This is a genomic window from Ginsengibacter sp., from assembly GCF_057362405.1.
Genome location: NZ_JBMQQG010000161.1, coordinates 18,650 through 40,864 on the forward strand (window position 1 = coordinate 18,650; position 22,215 = coordinate 40,864).

21 protein-coding genes and 1 pseudogene are annotated in these 22,215 nt (G+C 38.7%); 6 read left to right on the forward strand and 16 right to left on the reverse strand.

Annotation, left to right across the window (positions count from 1 at the left end; all coding sequences use genetic code 11):
* Positions 1–54 precede the first annotated feature (54 nt).
* The 7 genes from ACO1O5_RS13490 to ACO1O5_RS13520 form a co-directional block, all read right to left on the reverse strand.
* Positions 55–822, reverse strand: a complete 768-nt coding sequence (locus ACO1O5_RS13490) for an ABC transporter permease subunit (RefSeq protein WP_486271036.1) — start codon at positions 820–822, stop codon at positions 55–57.
* A 1-nt stretch (position 823) separates the two neighbouring features.
* Positions 824–1,537, reverse strand: coding sequence for an ABC transporter ATP-binding protein (locus tag ACO1O5_RS13495; RefSeq protein WP_486271038.1), 714 nt, complete (start codon positions 1,535–1,537; stop codon positions 824–826).
* Positions 1,534–2,775, reverse strand: a complete 1,242-nt coding sequence (gene nosD / locus ACO1O5_RS13500) for a nitrous oxide reductase family maturation protein NosD (RefSeq protein ID WP_486271040.1) — start codon at positions 2,773–2,775, stop codon at positions 1,534–1,536. Before nosD ends, ACO1O5_RS13495 begins: the two co-directional genes overlap by 4 nt.
* Entirely contained in the window at positions 2,772–3,797 is a 1,026-nt protein-coding gene (locus tag ACO1O5_RS13505; RefSeq protein WP_486271042.1) for a nitrous oxide reductase accessory protein NosL, read from the reverse strand. The genes nosD and ACO1O5_RS13505 overlap by 4 nt, the downstream gene beginning before the upstream one ends.
* A gap of 71 nt (positions 3,798–3,868) precedes the next feature.
* Positions 3,869–4,441, reverse strand: a complete 573-nt coding sequence (locus tag ACO1O5_RS13510; RefSeq protein ID WP_486271044.1) for a fasciclin domain-containing protein — start codon at positions 4,439–4,441, stop codon at positions 3,869–3,871.
* Between the two features lie 159 nt (positions 4,442–4,600).
* The gene (gene nosZ / locus ACO1O5_RS13515; protein WP_486271046.1) at positions 4,601–6,607 is read right to left on the reverse strand and encodes a Sec-dependent nitrous-oxide reductase; all 2,007 of its coding nucleotides are present in this window, start codon (positions 6,605–6,607) and stop codon (positions 4,601–4,603) included.
* Positions 6,608–6,636: 29 nt separating this feature from the next.
* On the reverse strand, positions 6,637–7,113 hold the full coding sequence (locus ACO1O5_RS13520) for a c-type cytochrome (RefSeq protein WP_486271048.1): 477 nt from the start codon (positions 7,111–7,113) through the stop codon (positions 6,637–6,639).
* A gap of 566 nt (positions 7,114–7,679) precedes the next feature.
* Here ACO1O5_RS13520 and ACO1O5_RS13525 point away from each other — a divergent pair.
* On the forward strand, positions 7,680–8,711 hold the full coding sequence (locus tag ACO1O5_RS13525) for a hypothetical protein (protein WP_486271049.1): 1,032 nt from the start codon (positions 7,680–7,682) through the stop codon (positions 8,709–8,711).
* Positions 8,712–8,814: 103 nt separating this feature from the next.
* On the opposite strand, the gene ACO1O5_RS13530 is transcribed toward ACO1O5_RS13525, so the two are convergent.
* Positions 8,815–9,420, reverse strand: coding sequence for a Crp/Fnr family transcriptional regulator (locus tag ACO1O5_RS13530; protein WP_486271051.1), 606 nt, complete (start codon positions 9,418–9,420; stop codon positions 8,815–8,817).
* Positions 9,421–9,629: 209 nt separating this feature from the next.
* Here ACO1O5_RS13530 and ACO1O5_RS13535 point away from each other — a divergent pair, with 209 nt between their 5' ends.
* Positions 9,630–11,522, forward strand: coding sequence for a chloride channel protein (locus tag ACO1O5_RS13535; protein ID WP_486271053.1), 1,893 nt, complete (start codon positions 9,630–9,632; stop codon positions 11,520–11,522).
* A gap of 43 nt (positions 11,523–11,565) precedes the next feature.
* Here the strand turns inward: ACO1O5_RS13535 and ACO1O5_RS13540 are convergent, their stop codons facing one another.
* On the reverse strand, positions 11,566–12,159 hold the full coding sequence (locus ACO1O5_RS13540) for a Crp/Fnr family transcriptional regulator (protein ID WP_486271055.1): 594 nt from the start codon (positions 12,157–12,159) through the stop codon (positions 11,566–11,568).
* A gap of 93 nt (positions 12,160–12,252) precedes the next feature.
* On the opposite strand from ACO1O5_RS13540, the gene ACO1O5_RS13545 reads away from it, so the two are divergent.
* The 3 genes from ACO1O5_RS13545 to ACO1O5_RS13555 are packed head-to-tail and all read left to right on the forward strand — an operon-like array spanning position 12,253 to position 13,757.
* Positions 12,253–12,387, forward strand: coding sequence for a hypothetical protein (locus ACO1O5_RS13545; RefSeq protein WP_486271057.1), 135 nt, complete (start codon positions 12,253–12,255; stop codon positions 12,385–12,387).
* A gap of 38 nt (positions 12,388–12,425) precedes the next feature.
* On the forward strand, positions 12,426–12,809 hold the full coding sequence (locus tag ACO1O5_RS13550) for a group III truncated hemoglobin (RefSeq protein ID WP_486271059.1): 384 nt from the start codon (positions 12,426–12,428) through the stop codon (positions 12,807–12,809).
* A 36-nt stretch (positions 12,810–12,845) separates the two neighbouring features.
* Entirely contained in the window at positions 12,846–13,757 is a 912-nt protein-coding gene (locus tag ACO1O5_RS13555; RefSeq protein ID WP_486271061.1) for a hypothetical protein, read from the forward strand.
* 113 nt (positions 13,758–13,870) lie between these two features.
* Here the strand turns inward: ACO1O5_RS13555 and ACO1O5_RS13560 are convergent, their stop codons facing one another.
* From ACO1O5_RS13560 to ACO1O5_RS13590, 7 genes and pseudogenes are all read right to left on the reverse strand, one after another.
* Positions 13,871–14,650 (reverse strand): L-fucose dehydrogenase, encoded by a 780-nt coding sequence (locus tag ACO1O5_RS13560; RefSeq protein ID WP_486271063.1) that lies wholly within the window; start codon positions 14,648–14,650, stop codon positions 13,871–13,873.
* A gap of 2 nt (positions 14,651–14,652) precedes the next feature.
* Positions 14,653–15,483, reverse strand: coding sequence for an amidohydrolase family protein (locus tag ACO1O5_RS13565; RefSeq protein WP_486271064.1), 831 nt, complete (start codon positions 15,481–15,483; stop codon positions 14,653–14,655).
* A complete protein-coding gene (locus ACO1O5_RS13570) occupies positions 15,470–16,327 on the reverse strand; it encodes a fumarylacetoacetate hydrolase family protein (protein WP_486271065.1) in 858 nt (285 codons plus the stop codon). Before ACO1O5_RS13570 ends, ACO1O5_RS13565 begins: the two co-directional genes overlap by 14 nt.
* Before the next feature lie 59 nt (positions 16,328–16,386).
* Positions 16,387–17,151, reverse strand: coding sequence for an SDR family NAD(P)-dependent oxidoreductase (locus ACO1O5_RS13575; protein WP_486271067.1), 765 nt, complete (start codon positions 17,149–17,151; stop codon positions 16,387–16,389).
* A 22-nt stretch (positions 17,152–17,173) separates the two neighbouring features.
* Positions 17,174–18,823, reverse strand: a complete 1,650-nt coding sequence (locus ACO1O5_RS13580) for a UxaA family hydrolase (protein ID WP_486271069.1) — start codon at positions 18,821–18,823, stop codon at positions 17,174–17,176.
* 7 nt (positions 18,824–18,830) lie between these two features.
* Positions 18,831–19,165: pseudogene (locus tag ACO1O5_RS13585) on the reverse strand (L-rhamnose mutarotase).
* Entirely contained in the window at positions 19,162–20,367 is a 1,206-nt protein-coding gene (locus ACO1O5_RS13590; protein WP_486271071.1) for a sugar MFS transporter, read from the reverse strand. Before ACO1O5_RS13590 ends, ACO1O5_RS13585 begins: the two are co-directional and overlap by 4 nt.
* Before the next feature lie 443 nt (positions 20,368–20,810).
* Here ACO1O5_RS13590 and ACO1O5_RS13595 point away from each other — a divergent pair, with 443 nt between their 5' ends.
* The gene (locus ACO1O5_RS13595; RefSeq protein ID WP_486271073.1) at positions 20,811–21,680 is read left to right on the forward strand and encodes an AraC family transcriptional regulator; all 870 of its coding nucleotides are present in this window, start codon (positions 20,811–20,813) and stop codon (positions 21,678–21,680) included.
* The last annotated feature ends 535 nt before the right edge of the window (positions 21,681–22,215 follow it).

Below are 22,215 nucleotides of genomic sequence, written 5' to 3' on the forward strand. Positions count from 1 at the left end.
ATTTTTTGAGATAATTCTGTAATAACAAAAATTATTCAAATATTTACAGACCATTTATAAATCTTTTCTTTTGAATTTGCGCAATGATAAACTAACCGGTATTATCATCCAAAGTAACATAACAAGGATTGTAATGATGAAGCCGTAAGTTGTTCCGAAAAAACTTTGAAAAACTGCACCCGTGTAACCCATCAAAGCAGAAACATCCATTTTCAACAATATCAAAATCCTGCCCATATCAATAGGATTTAAGCCACTCAATAACAGCATCGGTTTTTCTAAAGGGTAATCCGCAAATTGAAAAAGGATGAACAATACAAGTCCATCGAAGATCAATGAAAAATACAGCCACAGTAATACGGCAATGCCAATGCCCTTGGCTTTGTCTCTTGTGTAAACTGCTGCCAGTAGGGCAATTGCCACAAATATGAGTGTTAATATTAAACCTACTGCTACTAAAATGATTCCGGTAGCCGTAAACGAATATATGAGCACGGCGATACCAACGCCAATAAAAAAAGACAAAGTTAATGCGATGGCCATGCCAGCAAAAAGGCTAATCCATATATGCTTTCGTTGAAGCGGCTGGCTAACCAATAACTCTATAAATTCGGCGCTGTTGTAAACATAGATCGTTGAAAAAATGATACATATTAATGGGACTATTATTAAAACAATGTTCATTAAACTTAAAAGTCCTTTAGAAGTATTGTCTTCCAAATTGAAAACGCTGAACGAAATTATCAGCAACAGCAAAGTATAGGCGATAACAATTTTATTCCTGAGAATATCTGTAATTACATATTTAATAATTTTTTGCATGCTATTTATTTTTTTGCATAACGGAAGCAATGGCCCTGGATAGCTTTTCTTCACCGGTATCTTCACGCAACAATTCTATACTTTTATGAAATACCAAATTTCCATCTTGCATATAAATTACCTGGGTCACCAGGTCATCTAATTCACTCAAGATATGCGATGTAATAAGAACCAATTTTCCTTTTTGTTTTTCAGCAATAATTTTCTCTTTTAATATTTGTGATGCCAACGGATCCAAGCCTGCAGTGGGTTCATCCAGTATAAAAACATCGGGGTTAAAAAGAAATGCCAGTGAAGCGCTCACCTTCTGCGTGGTACCGCCGGACAAGGTGCGCATTCTTTTTTTTAGCAAATCCTGCAGCTTAAAAGTTTTAATCAAATCTTCGTCTAAAGGTCTTCCGTTATCTTTAAGCCTGATATCCTTCATCATTCCCAGCACCTGGCCTATCGTCATGTTTTCAGGATAACGGCCAATCTGCGGCATATAGCCGATGTGATCGCGATACAACCAGTCGTGCCTGATATTTTTATCATTAAAAGTGATGAATCCACTATCGGGCACCACCATGCCAAGAATACTTTTTACCAGCGTGGTTTTCCCGCTCCCATTTGGTCCTATCAATGCAATGCACTCGCCTTTATTACAGTTAGCTGAAACATTGTTCAAAGCAACGAGCCTGCCGAATTTCTTGGTAACATTGGTAGCTATAATCATAACGGTAAGGGTTTCATGAATGGAAATTTATCGACTAAATTTTCCGGTGTAAGGCTAGGAATAATTTTTTCAATTTTGTCAAATAAGCTGGCCATCACACTTCTGAATAAAATCATTGCGGTAGGATTTTCTGCAACAATCATAGAGAACATACTAACGGGATGATAGGGCACGTCCCCTAAATTATCTTTATTCAAATCATATCCTTCGTATTTATCCCAATAGTTGTAATTAAAGTTGTTCAATACCAACGTTCCATTAGTAGCAATATCAAAAGAATTACCTATGAAATTGTTATGCGTAAGCGTATCATCCATGCAGCTTGCCTGTATTTTGAATGCCCAGCCATTATTAATATATTCATTCTTTTCAACCAACACCCTGTTAGCTCCCTCCATTGAAATTGCGGTAGTATTGCGCAAAAATTTATTTCCCAAAATGTAACTGTCTGTAATCTCTTTCAGAAAAATACCATAGCATCCATCTCCCCAATTGTCTTCAAAAATATTATTAAACATTTTTACTCCGTGAGTGAACATGACGGATACGCCTGCACTGTTATTTTGAAAAATATTGGAAATATAGGCATCGTTGTGAGAGAACATAAAGTGTAGCCCATACCGTGAGTTGGCCCTTGAAATATTACGCCATATGATTGAGTTGGTAACAAATTCGAAATAAATACCGTCGCGGTGGCCGGTAATGGTATTACCTATAAGCCGGAGGCTGTCGCATTGCCAGCAATGTATGCCATTTCCACTTGCCTGGTCGGTAGTCGCATAAGCGGTAAGTTTGTTATTCTCAACTAAACAATCGGTAGCTTTTTGCAAATAGATTCCGAAAAAAGTATCTTCCAAAATATTACCGGAAATAATAACATTTTTATTTTCATAAATTTTTATTCCGGCAATATCTATAATGCTTGAAACACCAGTGTGTATCAGTTTAAATCCTTTAATAGTAACATCGTTTGCTTTTACTGAAATGATTTCATATTTATGTTCACCATCCAATACCGGGTAGCCATTACCAATTAAGACGATGGATTTATTTACGGTAATATTCTTCTCTTTGTAGATGCCCGGCTCTACCAAAACCGTATCGCCATTTTTTGAAGCATTTATTGCCTGTTGAATGGAATGCCAGGATTGATTGGCTCCAACCTTCCGAACATTGGCTAAGGCAGCAATGCTGGTAAAAAATAAAAACAACCATATGAAACCTAAATATTTTATCACGGTGTATTTACTTGATTCCAGGTGAGTATGGTACCTGGGTAAGTTTTCATTACATATTGTAAACTATCCGAATTATTGAATGCGGCGATGTTTCCATTCATCGGGCTTTTTAAGGCGTCGCTTTTTAGGTAAAATGCAGTAGCTGCGGGGATTAATGAATGGTTGCCTGAGAAATCAACAAAATAGACATCGCATTCTTTTTCGTTCTTAAAGCCAGGCGACTCCATAAAAGATTTTATGCAATGTGCATCATCAAATTTATACACCTTACCCTTTTTTGTTACGATTTCTGCACCTAACCGATTATCGCTAACAGGCATTTTACAATAATCGCACATATCCTTCCCCGTTATAATGGGTTGCGGACCGGCATTGCAAGAGCTAAGTGAGAATAAAATTGTAATAATTACAACGCTGCCTGCAGGTTTAAATTTTTTTATCCATTTGCGATGATCTTTCCATCCCAATACTACCAGGGCTAATAATATAGCACCCACTCCAATAAATAACCATCCGCCAATATGAGGTATGGAATAAGCGCCGAAATTGAGTAATTGTTTATAACCAATCAATGGCGGCTGGTAAGCCATGCCCGGAACAATAATGGCTGCATCGGGGTTAAGATTGTGTCCATAATTGTAATCCCATCTCCAGAAATCAATCATGGCAATTATACCAAAACAAACAAAGAGGGCGAATACCACATTGAGCAACCACCTTTTGCCAACAGCCGCTGCAATTAACAATGCAACAGCAAAGGCTCCTACAATGTAAGGAAGAATAGTAAATTCGAAAAAGTCCGCCGTGTGCAGCGTCTTCATTCCGATATAATGGTTTAACCCATTTATAATATCTACGTTACCTCCGAGTTTATTAGCATAAATTAATAACACAAGTCCTTCCGGATACTGAGGTGCAGCCAATTGTATTTGCCAAATCGGGAAGAATAAGACAGCAAAAAGAACTGCACTGCACAACAATATCAGCCACCTTGCATATCCCGTTAATTTATTATTTTTCATAACCATACTTTTTATTTGAAGCAGTTGCAGGATAAATAATCCGATACGTTATAATTTTCTGCCTTCCTTTATCACTTTGCGGCCGGAGGCAGCAACACCCCGTCAATTGCGTAAATTATTCCATTAGCTGCCTGGATGGCACCGGTAATTTGAGCTGAATTATTTAAAGTAATTTTTCCATCTTTTACATGAATAGTTACCTTGTCTCCATTGGCCATTCCTAATACCTGGCCATCCTTAAATTCTTCAGATTTCAATCCACCGAGGGCAACATGGTATTGTAAAATATTAGCTAGGTCATCTTTCTTATCATCCTTCATTAATCCATCAACAGTGCCTGCCGGAAGCTTGTCAAAAGCTGCATTAGTCGGTGCGAAAACTGTGAACGGCCCTGCATTGGAAAGAGAAGTGACAAGCTCTGCCTGCTTTAACGCGGCCACAAGAGTTGTAAAATCTTTTGAGCCGACCGCAGTCTTTACAATATCTTTTTGCGATTCGTTGTCGCTTACATTTTCCTGTCCTCCTCCCGCAACGGTTGTTGAATCGTTGGCAGATGCGTTTTCAATTTTATTTCCTGTTCCCTGGTTACATGAAAAAATGGTTATCAAAACTGTAACTAAAAACAAACTGATAATTCTTTTCATAACGAGAAATTTTTATTGTTTTAAAATTTTACAAGCATTCATTCTTCAATCATCATAAGGAGTTTATGCAACAACCATATTCCTGATGATGCACCCATGATCTTTTGTGTACATAACTGTTTCGGGGCACTTTGTAAGAGCCCCGAAACAGAAGAATTTTTATTTATCCAGCAGCGGAGGATTACTGGTACTATCCGGCATATTCTTTCCTGTATTGTAGGTAAGAGCCACATCACTGTTGGTTGGCGAAATCCTCACGTAACCCTGCATTTCCTGGTGAAGAGCGCTACAGAAATCTGTACAGTAAAATGGATAGATGCCTGGTTTTTCCGGAGTCCAGTAAAGTGTTTGCGTTTCGCCCGGCATTACCAGTAACTCTGCAGTGTTCGGTGCACCTTTTATTGCAAAGCCATGCGGCACATCCCAATCCTGCTCCTGGTTAGTGAGATGCCAATAAACCTGGTCGCCCATCTTTATACCTTCTATATTATCCGGGACAAAGTGAGAGCGTATCATGGTCATATAAACATCAACCCTTTTCCCGGTGCGAACTACTTTTGCTTCGGATTCTCCTTTAGTTACATAAGGACTTTTATTTTCGTCTATCTTAAAAAACTTTACAGAATTATCCTTTATCAGCGAAGCTGCAACGGCCTGCGCATAATGCGGTTCGCCTACGGTTGGAAAGTCCAATAACAATTTCATTTTATCGCCACTGATATCAAACAACTGAGCTGCCTGCGCTAATTCAGGGCCTGTTGGCAAGTACCTGTCTTTGGTAATCTTATTATAAACAATTACATATTTACCATTAGGTTTCCTGGAATCACCACCGGGAATACATAAGTGGCCAGGAGAATAATATGTAGGCTGCCTGTCAATTACCTTTAAATCTTTTATGTTCCATTTTACAATCTCGGATGAAACAAACATAGTAGTGATTGCATTTCCGCGGCCATCAAATTCAGTATGTAACGGGCCTAAGCCGGGCTTTTTAACTTCACCATATAAAGCAGCTTCGTATTCAATTACGGGTATACCTTCATAATCACCAATGAACTTTTTATCAGCAATAGCTTTTTGAATTTTTTCGAAACTGAATACAGGAATTAAAGCTGCTAATTTTCCACTGCCTACAATGTATTCTCCTGTTGGGTCTACGTCACATCCGTGAGGTGATTTGGGGCAGGGAATAAAATAACATATACCAGGCAAATCTTTTGCATCTAAAACAAGTACTTGCTTTTCAATAGTAGAAGTGGCGCTATGCGTACTTTCATTATAGACATTGTGCGCATATTCAACTGCCTCAGTTTTCCCCTTCCCTTCTTTTGCGAGCTCTTCTAATTTTTTCCAGTTTACAGCGAGGATAAAATCTTTATCACGCTGCGATGCATTTACTTCCAGCAAAGTATTGGCTTGTTCAGTATTATAACAGGAAAAGAAAAACCAGTCATGTGATGGGCCTTTACCAGAATGGCTTAAATCAAAATCAACCGGAGGCACTCTTAACTGAAAGGCAATTTTCATGTTACCGGAATCCTTATTTACGCTGATAAAACTTATTGAAGCTTTAAAGTTTTTGCGGTAAGTATTAATGGGTACATCACCGTTAGCATTATCTGCGGGTACAGCAAAGCGTGTACCCGCTATTACGTACTCAGTATTTTCTGTAATAAATGGAGAAGAGTGATTTCCTGCGCTGTTCGGCAATTCCATTATCTCTGCTGTTTTAAAAGTAGTAAGGTCAACTCTTGCTACGCGGGGTGTATTATTGGCATTGGCAAATATCCAGCGGCCATCTATCTCTCCATTAGTTTGAGAGAGCTCCAGGTGATGTTGATCGTCCCAGGGAACAAAACCGTGAGAGGTGTTCAGCATTGGCTTGGTTTCTTCACTGTAGCCATAACCGTTTTCCGGAAACACTGAAAATATGGGAATAATTTTCAGCAGTCTGCCTGACGGTAACCCGTACACGGACATTTGACCATTGAATCCACCGGAAACAAAATTGTAAAACTCATCATATTTCCCGGGAGCTACATATACTCTTTGTGCAGCGTCACCGCTTATCGCATCTGAAGTATTTTTAGGTTTGCAGGAATAAAAACCAGTTACCATGAAAGCGGCTACCACGGCATAAAGCAGGTATGATTTCTTTTTCATTTTATTTTGAATTGTTTTTTATAATATTATTATTTCACCCCGTCGTTCTTACGCATAAATTCGTATACATTCCGGGCATCATCGCCCACTAAGTTTTGATTGGGCATACGAACGAGGCATATTTCCAGCATTGCCTGTGCCTTTGGATCTTTTGTTAGCATGTCGTCAGGGTTAGATGCAAAATTCATAATCCACTCGGCAGTATGTCTGCTGGTAACACCTTTCCATCCCGGCCCTACTAATTTTTCGTCGGTCAATTTGTGGCAGGCACTACATTTTACAGTATATACTTTTTGTCCCGCATCAGCCTTTGCCACATCAAGATTAGCACTTACGTCAACTTTAGTAAATGGGCCTTCTCCGCGTTTTGGATCATAAGAAGGATTGCCGCCTGACGTCTCTGTCGGAGTAACTGCCGGCTCCTCACTTTTGCTGCTATCACTATTTGAATTATTACAAGCAACAGCCATTAGCGCTATCACGCCTAAATAGATGAGTTTTTTCATATTATTTACTTTTTTATATTTTGTATTGATTGATGACACAATATTACCATGGCACGCATCAGCATTTTATGCGTACAATCATAAATGAAAATTCTATTTGATAGGCGGGCGACGGACAATGAATGTAAATTTCTTAAAGGTCCTGCCTGGACAGGGTTTCCTAAGACCAATGTTTTTTTTCTATATGTAGAATATGATAAAGATCATCCCTGTATCTAATAAGAATCATAAAAAAATAATTGTTACGAAAAACCATTTGATTTTCGATCCTCCGGTGCCTGGTGGAACATTTTGTCTTTATAAGAAGGTCGCTCTTTTTGAAGCAATTATGATTGCAATCATATAACAAAAACTTATTCCGGTTTTACTTTGCCCCTTATATGGATCGTTCATTACAAAAATGGCTGTCAGTCTCTTTTTTCAATTTAATGTTGGTGGGAGCCCTGGGATGTATACTGCGTTACAAAATCGTATACTCGTTACCGTTTGTTGATCAAAAATTTTTATTACACGCCCATTCTCATTTTGCGTTCTCGGGCTGGGTCACCCAGGCCTTAATGGCCTTAATGGTAAAATATCTATCCGATAATACGGCGACCAACCAGTTTCCAAAATACCGTTGGATACTGTGGGCTAATCTGCTTACGGCTTACGGAATGTTATTTACTTTTCCTTTTGAAGGTTACGACACCGGATCCATCATTTTTTCAACAGCCTCTATTTTTGCAGGATATGCCTTTACTGTTCAATTTTGGAAAGACTTAAATAGGATCGCTAAACCATCGGTTGAAAAGTTATTCTTTAAGGCAGCGATTTTTTTCAATGTTTTGTCTTCAATTGGTCCTTTTACCCTGGCCTACCTGATGGCCTCAAAAAGCGGTTTTCAAAACCTCTACGTGGCCGCCATATATTTTTTCCTTCATTTTCAATATAACGGATGGTTTTTATTTGCATGCATGGGATTTCTTTCCTATCGGTTAAGACTATACGACGTTCCGGATAAGAAACTGAAAACTGCCTATTACCTTTTCATGTTTGCATGTGTGCCGGCCTATTTTTTATCGGCTTTGTGGATACCTATGCCATTTTGGATATATATCCTGGTTGCATTGGCAGGACTTGCACAGCTCGCCGGATGGATCGTTATTCTAACGGCAACAAAGCGATATCAAAACCGCATAAAATCTCATTTAAATTCTTTCACGAGGATTTTATTTATTCTCTGCGCAATAGCCTATAGTATAAAATTACTACTACAAGCGGCATCTGCCATTCCATCTCTAAGCTACCTCACGTATGGCTTCAGGCCAATAGTGATTGGATATTTGCATTTGGTATTACTTGGAGTTGTATCGCTTTTTATTGCAACTTATGGTATCGCGTATAACTATTTCCCTCTCACTAAAATTAGAAAGACAGGGATGATTATTTTCGTTGCGGGGATTATTATCAATGAAATATTCCTCTTAGTACAGGGCATTGCCGATTTAAACTATACTTCGGTACCGTACATGAATGAAGCACTTTTAGCTGCGGCTTTTATTTTATTTTTTGGTCTGCTCCTGATGAATATTCATAAAAAATCTGCGTCAATTTAAGAATTACTATTCGATATTGGCTTAATGATAATCGCAGATACTTGTTTAATAAGCAACTTCAAGAACATTCAATTATGGTCGCATTGTTTTGGTTGAAGATGTACTATCCAATTAATTTTTCCAGCTTTTTCTCTTTTACTATAGCAATAGCCTTTCCGGATAAACGAACAATTTTTTCTTTTTCCAATTCAGTAATCATCCGGAAAAATGTTTCGTAAGTAGTGCCAGCATAAGAAGCCAGGTCTTGTTTTGTCAAGGTGATATTTATGTGTCCGTTTTCGTTTTCACCAAAATCCCGCTTCAACATCAACAGTGTTTCTGCAACACGGGATTTTACATCCAGATGAACAAGGTTTCCGATTCTTCTCTCCGCATGTTGCAATTCGTTGGCATAAAATTGCATAAGCGTGTAAGTAAGCCGGGGATTGGCCTGTAAGGTTGTTTCAAAAAATGGAATATCTATAAAACAGACTGTAACATCCCCCAAAGCCGTTGCCGACACAGGATATACTTTTTGATTTCCCAGCCCGCGATACCCGACTATGTCGCCTTCTTTTGCAAAGTGCAAAATAAGTTGCTTTTCCTTTCCCCATCTCCTATGCACTTTCACTTTCCCGTTGAACAAAAAATAGATCCCCATTACTGCGTTCCCTTCTTCAAAAATTTTTTGCCCTTTCTTAAAATCCAAATTTTGCTTATTCGCTTCCACAGCGGGCAACCAGTGTTTTAAACAATTCCTGCACAAAAAACAAGTTTTCAGATTACAACTATTACCAGCTTTTTTCATATTGTAAGAAAATCTTTTTCTCTGTAAGTTTTGAATCCAGATGGTATTATCCATCAATTTAATATTTAAATATAGATACAAAATATGATTTATATCATATTTTTGTTCTTTGACAACACTAGAATTACTTCATGAAAAAATATGAAAGACCTGAAAATGGAATCCCTATTTCAATTTCATTACAGCCAACTCTCGAGGCAGAAAATATTACTCCGCCGGCATCCGTACATAAGCAGAGATTGCTTATTATATCCCTGTTATCTGTATTTGTAGCGGTTTGCATCAGCTTTATTGCAAAATTCCTCATTTATTTAATTAACCTGGTTACCAATATATCTTTTTATGGAAACTGGTCTATCGCTCATTCAACTCCTGTAAACAACTTACTCGGTATCGGCGTAATTATTGTCCCGGTAGTTGGAGGAATAATTGTTGGACTGATGGCTTTATACGGCTCCAAAGCGATACGCGGCCATGGCATACCTGAAGCGATGGAACAAATATTAACCAACCAAAGTAAAATCAAACCAACGATTACTTATTTAAAACCAATTTCATCGGCTATTGCTATAGGCACAGGTGGGCCATTTGGGGCAGAAGGTCCTATTATTGCAACGGGAGGCGCATTAGGCAGCACATTGGGGCAATTATTAAAAATAACCCATAACGAAAGAAAAATATTATTAGCTGCAGGTTCAACGGCTGGCATGGCTGCAATTTTTGGAAGCCCTGTTGCAGCCATCTTTTTAGCCATTGAACTTTTATTGTTTGAATTTTCTCCCCGCTCAATAATTCCCGTTGCCCTGGCCTGTATTACAGGTGCAGCCGGCCATCACTTATTGTTTGGTACGGCCCCGGTTTTCGCCATGAATAAATTTATTGAAGCGCCATCTAATACTTCCCTCGTTGCCTATAGCGTAATGGGCATTTTGATCGGACTTCTCTCTGTTGGTGTTACTAAAATCGTGTATTTGATCGAAGACGGTTTTGAAAAGCTACCGATACATTGGATGTGGTGGCCCGCCATTGGCGGTTTGGCAGTTGGTGTCATCGGATATTTTGCTCCTCGTACCCTTGGCGTAGGATATACTAACATTACAGACGTACTTTCCGTTAATCTTTCAATGCATATAATACTGAATCTATGCATCCTTAAATTTATTTCCTGGGCCATTGCTTTAGCTAGCGGTACATCGGGCGGAACGCTGGCCCCTTTGCTGACAATCGGCGGTGCTGCAGGGGTCTTATTGGGTAGTCTTGTACTTTATATGTTTCCTTCATCCGGCGTCACTTTACCACTTGCCGCATTAGTTGGAATGTCAGCTTTATTTGCCGGCGCATCCAGGGCATTCTTAACCTCTATCATCTTTGCCATTGAATCAACAGGTCAATCAAATGCATTATTGCCCTTATTGGCAACTTGCGGAGCGTCTTATATCGTATCCTACTTTCTTATGGAAAGCACCATCATGACAGAGAAAATTTCCCGGAGGGGCGTAAAAACTCCCGATTCTTATGAGCCTGATATTTTAGAAAAGGTTACTGTTGAACAGGTAATGGAAAAGAATGGATTAATCATTAGCGAGGATAGCAGTATTAGTGAAGTATTGGATTGGCTTGGTGACGAACCTGAATATGGCCGCAATTACTTTATAGTTTCCAATGTAAACGGTGAATACAAAGGCATTGTAAGTTCATCTAATTTATTCAATAAAATTCACAAAGCTGATACTCTTGTTGGAACACTTATTAAACGGAGAAACATTTCTGTAGCTGTTGACAACAGCTTGCGAACTGCGGTGGAGCTAATGGCGCACGAAAATTTAGATGTTCTGCCGGTTTTAACAAGGGAAAATAATAATGTTATTGGCATATTATCCTACCAAAATATCATTGCCAGCTATCGGAAAAGCATAGACGAACATACAAAAAGGCACCCGGATATTTCCTTAAAAAGAAGGGGTTTAAAAATATTAATCAAAGGGCAAAAGTTAATGGGCAATTGGAAATTAAAAGATTTATGATAGACTGCCGCTAAGGCCAAAAAAGGACAGTAACAAATGTTGGCTAACAATAGACCTTGCCTCCTTTAATTTTTAGTCTTCCCTGTTCATGCATACTGCGCATTGTTCTAATTACCGTTTCCACCCGCATTCCCGTCATGCTTGCGAGTTGTTGCCTCGTTAATTTTAATTGGCTGCAGTCTGGGCAAAGGTGGAGATTTGATTTTTTAAAATGATTAAGTAATGAACTTAAAGTTTGTTCAGGTTTATGTGCAGCAACCTGTTTCGAAATAAAAAACTTATAACGTAATCTTTCTGCCATCAATTTTGTAAATGAAAAAAGTATGTCAGGGTTTTCATGCAGCAATTGCCTGAAAGTCGATTTGTGCAAACGTAAAATCACACTGTCTACATCAGCAACTGCAGAGGCTGCGTAAGGCTGGTCGTCAAATAGGGGCAGCTCCCCAAAACTTTCGCCGGCTGTAATTATATTATGTATAAATTCTGTTCCGGCTTCATCAATATTTACCCATTTTATAATCCCGCTTTCCAGCTGGTGATAAAATTGAGCTTCACTTCCCTCACTGAATATTATTTCGCCCGCCTGAACCTTTTTAAAAGCGGCCCCCCACGCGATGAGTAAATCGGTATTTATCATTTTTGATGTTTTTTCAATGGGTTCAAAGCTATCATCCCGCATTTATCTCCAAAATGATTCTCGGCAGCTTATCGAATGATTAAAATCATATTTATGAAATCGATTAAGAAAGTAAACAGGAAGAAAGTAATGATTATCAGCTGGATCTATAAAGTTAATGCAAGGATGCAAAACTCTTTATTTTCAGATATGATTAAGCGCATAAAAGAGATTGCGAGACAGTCGTAAAATTGCACTATCAATGCATTGAATAAGTGATATATTATATGAAGACAGATATTGAAAATAAGGCCGACGTAGAAACTCTGGTAAATACATTTTATGAGAAAGTGAGAATTGATGAGATTTTGGGGCCCGTTTTTAATGTATTGATTCCTGTTAATTGGACTACTCACTTGCCGGCAATGCGCCAATTTTGGGAAAACGCTATTTTCCAAACCGGTGGTTACACAGGTAACCCGATGACATTACATACCCATATCCATAAAAAAATAAACCTTGCTACAGAGCAATTTGATCGTTGGATAAGACTTTTTAATGAAACAACCGATGAATTATTTGAAGGGAAAAATGCCGACCTCGCAAAACAGCGGGCCGCAGGCATAGCTGCAGTAATGAAACATAAAATTTTTACAGAACATAAAGATTAATACTTTTATCATCACACAAATTGAAGGCAAATTCTTATGAAGAGGATTGTTTTATTTTTTACAATAATATTTTTTACATCAGGTAGTTTCGCCTGCCCAATTTGCGGATGCGGTGGCACCAATACTTATATGGGCTTATTCCCTGATTTCCAGACTGCGTTTATGGGAGTACGTTATAATTACGCGAAATATCACACCATTTTGTTCAGCGACCCCTCACAATTCAGCACTAACTATTATAACACCATGGAAATATGGGGCGGAGCCAACATCGGACGAAATTTCCAGGTTCTCGGGTTTATTCCTTATTACATGAACAAACAAATTGATGATGACGGAATATCCACACCTAACGGTTTGGGAGACATTACCATTATCGGCCAATACAATGTATTTCGCAAAACATCACTGACGGCAAAAAGAAAAGTCGTGCAGCAGCAATTGTGGCTGGGAGGAGGCATTAAACTTGCCACAGGTTCCTTTAACCTCGATTTGAATAATCCCGATTTTTCTGTTGCAGATGTAAACGCAGAATTAGGCACAGGCAGCACGGATTTTCTGGTTAATGCGGTGTATAACCTTAGGGTAAAAAACTTTGGAATAAATACATCTCTCAACTATAAAATAAATACCGCTAACCGACAGGGATATAGATATGGTAACAAGTTTTCATCAAATGCAATTGCTTATTATCGCATTGCGGTTAAAAAAATGAGTATTTCTCCCAATGCCGGAGTAGGTTACGAAAATGTGATGGGAAATGTATTTAACAGTAAGATCGTTAAATACACGGGTAGTAATGCCACCAACGCTATAATGGGCGTCGAGTTTAATTTCCGAAATATAAGCCTGGGGTTAAACGGCCAGTTACCCATAGCGCAAAATTTTGCGGAAGGCCAGACCCAATTAAAATTCAAGGGAATGGCGCATGTGACTTTCACGCTTTAAAAAAAAATTGCAGCGACATTAATTCAGGTATTACTCATTACCAAGATTACTGCTACATATTATATGACTCCGTGCTTTTTGAAGCGATTCGCTTTTAGTTCAGCCCCAGATATTTATAAAGCCCTATCCAAATGCACATATCCGCCATCGACATGAATTAATTGCCCGGTGGTGTGGCTTGATTTTTCTGATAAAAGAAATGCAACCATGTTGGCGATTTCCTCTTTGGTTGTCATACGGTTTTCAAAAGGAATTCTTGAAGTGATCTCCTTCAGTTTTTCTTCGGGATTGGGCAAGGTTTGTATCCACTTTTCATAAAGGGGTGTCCAGCATTCGGCTACTACAATAGCGTTGACTCTAATTCCATAAGGTAATAATTCTACGGCCCACTCTCTTGTTAAGGCATTACGGCCACCATTAGACGCAGCGTAGGCAGATGTGTTACCCTGCCCGGTTTCTGCGGTCTTGGAGCTAATGTTTACAATGGAACCTTTTTGCTTTTTTAATTCCGGCAAAGCAAAGTGTGCCATCAAATAGTAATGAATTAAATTCTTATGAAGGCTCAGCATAAATTTTTCATAGTTACCATTCTCCAATCCCACCCCATCATTTTGCCCAGCGTTGTTTACCAGGCCATCGATTCGCCCGTACTTTTTTATTACTTCATTTACCGCTTTTTCACATTCTGCCGGGTTACTTAATTCCGCCACTACCTGGAATATATCAGTTGCAGCAGAGGCTAATTCGTTGCACAGTTTTAAATTGTCATCTTCATTGCGTCCAACGATAACCGTTATAGCACCTTCAGCAGCCAATACTCTCACAATGCCTTCGCCAATTCCTTTGGCACCGCCGGTAACGATGATCACTTTATCTTCTAATTGCAGATCCATATTTATAAATTGTAAAATTTAATTGCATTATCGCCGAAAATTTTATCCTGTTCGTCTTTTGAAAAAGCAGAAAAGTACGTTGTCGCAATATTCAAAATGTCACTATAATTGCCACCCAGCAAACATACCGGCCAGTCAGATCCAAACATAATACGATCAATACCAAAGGCATTTGCGATAACGTCAAAATAAGGCCGGAAGTCCTCCTGTTTCCAATTGTGCCAATCAGCTTCTGTTACATAACCCGATATTTTGCAAAACACATTTTCAGACTCAGCAACCTCTTTAATTTCCTTTTTCCATTGATCAATCTTTCCGTCTTTTATATAAGGTTTAGCCAGATGATCAACAACAAATCTTTGTTCAGGAAACCGGGAGACGAATTCCTTTATAAATCTAAGCTGGTCTGGATAGATAAGGATATCATAGGTATAATTAAATTCCTGTAACACACTGATTCCATTTAAGAAATCCGGTTGCAGCATCAGGTCTCTTTGTGCCTCACCCTGTAAAACATGGCGAAAGCCTTTCAACTTTTTAAACTGGCTATAATAAGAAAGCCTCTCGCCGATATTCTTGGCCCGGAGGTCAACCCAGCCCACAATTCCTTTTATAAAATCGAATTTGTCGGCGTTAGCCAATTGAAAAGCGTTTTCATTTTCAGATTGATCGGATTGAACAGTAACGCATCCTTCGAAGTTATTAGCGACTAAGATTGGATGAAGTTCCTCCGGAAAAAAATCTTTCCGTATCGTCGACATATCATCAGTAATCCAGGCATCTCTTATTGGATCAAATTTCCAGAAATGCTGATGTGAATCAATTCGTGGCATATGCCTTTACATTTTGTTTGGAAGTGCCTAAGCCATCAATGCCCAATTCCATTACATCGCCCGGTTTTAAATACAAAGGCGGGTTCATGCCAAGGCCTACTCCGGCGGGAGTGCCTGTTGAAATTACATCACCCGGTAGCAGCGTCATAAACTGGCTGACATAAGAAACCAGGAAGGGTATTCTAAATATAAAATTAGCCGTATTTCCATCCTGCATCATCTTTCCGTTAACGGTAAGCCATAAACGCAGATTGTCAGTATTGGCCACTTCATCTTTCGTCGCCATAAAAGGACCAAGAGGTGCAAACGTATCACAACTCTTTCCTTTTACCCACTGTCCGTTTCGTTCTATCTGAAATGCCCGCTCGCTTAAGTCGTTATGTAAACAATAGCCCGCTACATAATCAAGTGCTTCCCCTTCATCAACGTAAGAGGCTTTCTTGCCAATCACGACCGCCAACTCTACTTCCCAATCTGATTTGGTCGAGTTCTTTGGAATAATTACATCATCAAAAGGCCCGCATAAAGCTGTGGTGGCTTTAAAGAAAATAATCGGTTCTGCGGGGATAGCTGCTTTTGTTTCCTTAGCGTGGTCAGCATAGTTCAATCCTATACAAATTATTTTTGAAGGCCGGGCAACAGGCGAGCCTAAACGCACATCTTTTGAAAGCCGGGGCAAACTATCTTTTCCTGATTCTATAAACTTTTGCAAACGGGTCAACCCTTCCGTTTCAAAAAAATGTTCATTGTAATCTTCACCAAAAGACGAAGCATCATAATATTCATTGTCAATAATAACTCCGGGCTTTTCCTTATTGAACCCGCCAAAACGTATCAGTTTCATAATGTATTTTTTTATAATTGCTTCTTCCCCCTGGAGTACTTTGAACTGTGGGAAAGAGATTAGCTATTCAATTTAACAAACCCACCATCAATCGGGTAATCGCAACCTGTAATAAAAGACGCTTCATCAGAACATAAATATAAAACTAGGCCAGCAATCTCACGAGGTTCAGCCATACGGCCTATAGGCTGGCTCCGGGATAATTTTTCAAACATTTCGTTTTCCTTACCGGGATAATTCTTTTTAATAAAATCATCCACAAAAGGTGTGTGAACCCTTGCAGGAGAAATACAATTACATCTTATCCCTTCATGAAGATAATCTCGTGCAACAGATAACGTCATCGCATAGACGGCGCCTTTAGTCATTGAATAAGCAAAACGATCTGTAAGCCCAACTATATTTGCTATTGACGCAAGGTTTAAAATTACACCTGATTTATTGCTTTTCATTATAGAAACGGCAGACCTCAGGCAGTTATAAACTCCCTTTACATTTACGTTGTAGAGCCTGTCAAAATCAGCTTCCGTAGTTGTTTCGATGCTCCCCACATGCGAAATGCCGGCACTGTTTACTAAAATATTCACCGTCCCAATCTCCTTAAAAACCTGTTCTACATTTGCCTGTTTTGTAACATCACATACATGCATAAACGCTTTTCCACCTGCCTGCTGTATTTCGTTTACAGATGCCTTGCCGGCAGTTTCATTGAGGTCCAACACATGTACTTCCGCTCCTTGTTTCGCAAACAGTAAGGCTACTGCTTTACCTATCCCGCTTCCCCCCCCGGTAACAACTGTTATTTTTTCATTTAACTCAAACATTGTGATTACATATTAATTTACTTTAAAGGGATACGCCTCGTTTCCAGGGAATAAAATCATCCTGTCCCAGGGTTACGGCTTTAGGAACTGCTTCACCGCTTGCGGCTTTAATGGTGTATTCCAATATTTCTTCACCCATTTCTTCTATCGTTTTCTTTCCGCTGATGATATCACCGGTATCGATATCAATGATGTCTTTCATTCTTTTCGCAAGATTAGAATTTGTGGCAATCTTGATAGTGGGCGCAATCGGATTTCCCGTTGGTGTTCCGAGGCCCGTGGTAAAAAGAATTAGTGTGGCTCCCGACGCAGCTTTGCCTGTTGTGGCTTCCACATCATTACCGGGAGTACAAACTAAATTTAGACCGGGCTTAACCGCAGGCTCCGTATAATCAAGCACATCCGTAACCGGAGACGTCCCACCTTTTCTTGCTGCACCTGTAGATTTAATGGCATCCGTAATTAAACCATCTTTAATATTACCCGGAGAAGGATTCATGTGAAACCCCGAACCCACTTTTTTTGCCAGGTCATTATAGGATTCCATCAGACTTATAAACTTGTTGGCAATGTCTTCATTTAAGCATCGGTCTATTAATTCCTGTTCTGCTCCACACAGTTCGGGAAATTCTGCCAACAACACCTTGCCTCCTAATGCTACCAAAAGATCAGAAGCGTAACCAACAGCAGGATTGGCAGAGATACCGCTAAAACCATCACTGCCACCACATTTAACTCCTACGGTTAATGCACTCAAAGGAGCAGGTTCTCTTCCAATCTTATTAATTTCCGTTAGTCCCAAAAATGTTTTTCTTATCGCTTCACTTATTAATTGTTCTTCGCTTTGTGATTTCTGTTGTTCAAAAACATACATTGGTTTGTCAAAAGAAGGACTGCGTTTTTTCAGGTCCTTCAAAAAATATTCCACCTGCAGATTTTGGCAACCCAAACTTAAAACGGTTACGCCGCCAACATTGGGATGATCAGCATAGGCAGCCAGTAAAGAACTTAAGGTTGCAGCATCATCTCTTGTTCCTCCACACCCACCGGTGTGATTTAAAAATTTTATCCCATCAACATTTTTAAAAAAATGATTTTCGTTTACGGCGGGTAAACTTAAGTCTATGTTACTAACGTCTTCGCCTTTCGTGTATGCCTCCAACAATTGCTTCGTAAACTTATGGTACTTATCAGACTGCGCATAACCCAATTCTTTTTGCAATGCATCCTTTATAATATCAAGATTACGGTTCTCGCAAAACACCATGGGAATAAACAACCAGTTATTAGAGGTACCCACTCTCCCATCACTTCGTTTATAACCATTGAAAGTCCGGTTGATAAATCTTGAAACATCAGGTTTCCTCCATTGATAATTAAATCCCCGGTAAGCATAGGAACCAGCCGCGTGTTTTGTATTGGCCGTTGTCATTAACCCGCCTTTTGGAATACTTGTTTGCGCTTTGCCAACAAGCGTTCCATACATTATTACATCGTCGCCTTCATTCATATTATTCACAAAGAATTTATGTTTAGCATGCACATCCTGTGTGAGAACCAGTTGTCCATCGTCCAATAAAAAGGTTGTGCCAGAAGGAAGATCCTGCAAGGCAACGAGTACATTATCGTTGGGGTGTATCTTTAAATAAGGCACTGTTTTATCTACTGTCATTTTTATACTAAGAATTCAATTCAAATATTTTGTTCATCAACTTCCATTTTTCACCTGCGGCGCTTCCCGCTAACGGCTGCTGAAATTTCCACATTAGCGTTTCCCACTCCTGCACTTTTGCGTTATTTAAATCCGCAAGTTGTTTCGCCTCAAAATTAAAATCGTCTGTGACTTCCATTATCATAAACAGCCTTGTTTCGAAACGATAAATCTGCATAGCTATAATGCCCGAATCTGTTATCGATTTTTTATCTCCGGCCAAACATCTTTATGATACGCTTCGTACTGCGTGATTAATTCAGGATCATTTTTTAAATCTAGTGTTAAGCAATATCTTTTCATACATGTGTCTTTATTTTATAACCATATACACCAAATATAAAAACTACCACAAAACATACGAGCGGAATAACATAAGAAAATGGTGTTGAATACGATTGTGCCAAAGCACCCATTCCAACGGGCACTAATGCGCCTCCCACAATTGACATTATAATATATGAGGCACCTTTCTTTGTATAAGCCCCAAGGTTTTTTACTCCCAATGCAAAAATGGTTGGAAACATGATAGACTCAAAAAAGAAAATAGTCATCAAAGAATAAACAGATATAATTCCGGGAACGATTATTACAACAAGGCACAATAAAACATTAATAAATGCATACAAGGCCAGTATTTTATTCGGGGCAATAAATTTCATGAGCCCTGTTCCAATAAAACGGCCGATTGTAAATAATATAAGGCTTCCCGAAAGCAAATAGGCGGCATATTCATTGTCAATACCAACTTTTTTTTCCGTACAATAATTAATAAACAAAGCGGCAATACCAACCTGCGCAGCCACATAAAAAAATTGCGCCGCTATAGCCCAAACGAAATGGGTATGTTGGAACAATTTTTTTCCTACATGTTCGCTTCGGTCAACCACCAATTCTTCTTCCTTAACTTCGGGCATAGGCGTTCTGAAAAAAAGAAATGCTACCAGTAACACAATTGCGGCAATAGCTATATATACATATTTTACCGTATCGAGTGCGCCGGAACCTGCTGCAGCTTTATCACCAAAAAATAATGCGCCACCAATAATAGGCCCGAGAAAGGAACCGACACCATTAAAGCTTTGTGCGAGATTTAAACGAAATTCAGAAGTAGCAGGATCTCCAAGTACCGTGATGTAAGGATTAGCTGCAGTTTCCAAAAACGCCAACCCGCTTGCCAAAACAAATAATGCCAGCAGAAAAAAAGTGAAACTCTCTTTCTCCGCTGCTGGATAAAAAAGCATAGCACCCGTTGCGTATAAAAGCAGGCCTGTTATAATTCCTTTTCTATAGCCTACCTTTTGCATGAAATAACCGGCCGGCAATGCAACTAAAAAATAGGCACCAAAATAGGCGGCCTGCAACAATGTGGACCTTACCTTGGTAATATTTAAAGTCTCCTGGAAATGTTTATTCAAAACATCTAATAATCCATAAGCAAGTCCCCATAAAAAAAATAAAGATGTTACCAGGATAATAGGTATTGTATAGCTTCGTTTGTTCATATCATGTAGTCCCTCCCGCAGTCGTTTTTAGGTTATTAATTTCATTAAATTTAAACACTTATTTAATGAGGCAATACTTTTTTTGGAGAGAAAATATTGCTATTGACAAATAAAGAATTAAACCGCAATAAGATATTACCTGATATTGCCTTTCCATTCAACTATTTTAGCATTCTTGTCTTGCCGACATTTTACCGGATACTTAAAAGAGAAGAATCATTTTTTATAGGCAGTATAAATGTATAAATAGCATCCGGCTTTCACCGGCAATTCATTAATGAAAAATCTGTTATTCTTTGCTAAATACTGAGTTTCATTTTGCTGGTTGAGTTAGTTCATATATTTCACCCGGCTACCCGAAATTAATTTCAACATCCATAAATAATAAGCTAATTTGGCATTAAAGAAATAGCAATGCTAACTTTCGATGTAAATTCAGCTTAATGAAACCTCAATTGCTTAAAGTTATGAAAGGGCCGGGCCACTCGTTCAGTGTGCGCCGGGACCTGCATCCCCACATAAATAACCGTTGGCATTATCATACTGAAGTTGAACTTATTCATTTTAAAAAAGGCAACGGAACACAATTTATTGGCGATAGTATAAAGAGGTTCAAATCGGGTGATGTCGTGATTATAGGAAGTAATCTCCCCCATTACTGGAGATTTGATGATGTTTATTTCGAAGAAAATACCAAGGCAATTGCCGATGCAAGGGTCGCTCATTTTACTGAAAATTTCTGGGGAGAAAATTTTCTTTCTTTACCGGAAAATAGTAATCTTAAAATGATTTTGGAAAAGGCAAAAGCAGGTTTACAGGTAAATGGAAAATCCAGGCTATTGGTTGCCGATCTGCTGGAACAACTCATAACTTCAACGGGTTCGAAACGAATTGTATTATTAATAGAAGCCCTTTCCGCTATTGCATCATGCAAGCAATTATCGTCATTGTCTTCTCTTGGTTTTAAGCCTGAATTTGGCGATGCCGAAAATGACCGCATCAATGCTATTTATGAATATTCTTTAAAAAACTTTAAAGGAAAAATTCACCTGGAAGAGATTGCAGAAGTTGCCAATATTAGCCCCAATTCTTTTTGTCGCTATTTTAAGTCACGCACAAGAAAAACATTTTCGCAATTTATAATTGAATTAAGAGTCGGGCACGCCTGCAAATTACTTATTGAAAACAACCAGGGCATAAAACGATTGTGTTACGAAAGTGGATTCAATAATTTTACCAGTTTTCATAAATACTTTAAACAAATTACGGGCAAGAGCCCGCTCGTTTATCAGAGGGAATTTATAGACAAGTGATTTTTTCCCTTCAGGATTGATCATGAATTGAATTTCCGGCTCATCAAACAGTTTGTTTGTAGCATCACAATTTTTTAAAAATTGAGACATAGTTAAAATAGAATAATAAATTGCCAAATTAGAGTAAGTTGTAGTTGGCTGCACCTATTAATTTTACCAAAGATATTTTTTGAAAAGCCATTCTTTATTTTAACATAACAAGTTTATAGAAGCCTGTGGCACTAATCTTATTGAAAAGCCGCCGCAGAACGGAAATTAGTTAACAAGTTTCGGACCTTGTTAAATGCCCCGGAATAAAATAACACTATTATAAAATAAGTCCAGTAACTCAATTCTCATAAGCAAGCTTTAGGTAAGCTGTTTAACGGGTTCTTTTTCTAAAGAGCCCTCTTTTATTTTTACAATGGTCATTGATAACGCAAATAATTTTTCAGCGTCCGGTTATTTTTCTCGTTTTATTATTTAACTGTTACCACCTGGATTCAAATCACTACTGCCCACGACAATCAACTTCAAGAAACACTGTAATGCATTA

Coding starts and splice junctions, on each gene's coding strand:
- ACO1O5_RS13490 (WP_486271036.1), bottom strand. CDS start 822: ATGCAAAAAATTATTAAATATGTAATTACAGATATTCTCAGGAATAAA.
- ACO1O5_RS13495 (WP_486271038.1), bottom strand. CDS start 1,537: ATGATTATAGCTACCAATGTTACCAAGAAATTCGGCAGGCTCGTTGCT.
- ACO1O5_RS13505 (WP_486271042.1), bottom strand. CDS start 3,797: ATGAAAAATAATAAATTAACGGGATATGCAAGGTGGCTGATATTGTTG.
- ACO1O5_RS13510 (WP_486271044.1), bottom strand. CDS start 4,441: ATGAAAAGAATTATCAGTTTGTTTTTAGTTACAGTTTTGATAACCATT.
- nosZ (WP_486271046.1), bottom strand. CDS start 6,607: ATGAAAAAGAAATCATACCTGCTTTATGCCGTGGTAGCCGCTTTCATG.
- ACO1O5_RS13520 (WP_486271048.1), bottom strand. CDS start 7,113: ATGAAAAAACTCATCTATTTAGGCGTGATAGCGCTAATGGCTGTTGCT.
- ACO1O5_RS13525 (WP_486271049.1), top strand. CDS start 7,680: ATGGTAAAATATCTATCCGATAATACGGCGACCAACCAGTTTCCAAAA.
- ACO1O5_RS13535 (WP_486271053.1), top strand. CDS start 9,630: ATGAAAAAATATGAAAGACCTGAAAATGGAATCCCTATTTCAATTTCA.
- ACO1O5_RS13540 (WP_486271055.1), bottom strand. CDS start 12,159: ATGATAAATACCGATTTACTCATCGCGTGGGGGGCCGCTTTTAAAAAG.
- ACO1O5_RS13545 (WP_486271057.1), top strand. CDS start 12,253: ATGAAATCGATTAAGAAAGTAAACAGGAAGAAAGTAATGATTATCAGC.
- ACO1O5_RS13550 (WP_486271059.1), top strand. CDS start 12,426: ATGAAGACAGATATTGAAAATAAGGCCGACGTAGAAACTCTGGTAAAT.
- ACO1O5_RS13555 (WP_486271061.1), top strand. CDS start 12,846: ATGAAGAGGATTGTTTTATTTTTTACAATAATATTTTTTACATCAGGT.
- ACO1O5_RS13560 (WP_486271063.1), bottom strand. CDS start 14,650: ATGGATCTGCAATTAGAAGATAAAGTGATCATCGTTACCGGCGGTGCC.
- ACO1O5_RS13565 (WP_486271064.1), bottom strand. CDS start 15,483: ATGCCACGAATTGATTCACATCAGCATTTCTGGAAATTTGATCCAATA.
- ACO1O5_RS13570 (WP_486271065.1), bottom strand. CDS start 16,327: ATGAAACTGATACGTTTTGGCGGGTTCAATAAGGAAAAGCCCGGAGTT.
- ACO1O5_RS13575 (WP_486271067.1), bottom strand. CDS start 17,151: ATGTTTGAGTTAAATGAAAAAATAACAGTTGTTACCGGGGGGGGAAGC.
- ACO1O5_RS13580 (WP_486271069.1), bottom strand. CDS start 18,823: ATGACAGTAGATAAAACAGTGCCTTATTTAAAGATACACCCCAACGAT.
- ACO1O5_RS13590 (WP_486271071.1), bottom strand. CDS start 20,367: ATGAACAAACGAAGCTATACAATACCTATTATCCTGGTAACATCTTTA.
- ACO1O5_RS13595 (WP_486271073.1), top strand. CDS start 20,811: ATGAAACCTCAATTGCTTAAAGTTATGAAAGGGCCGGGCCACTCGTTC.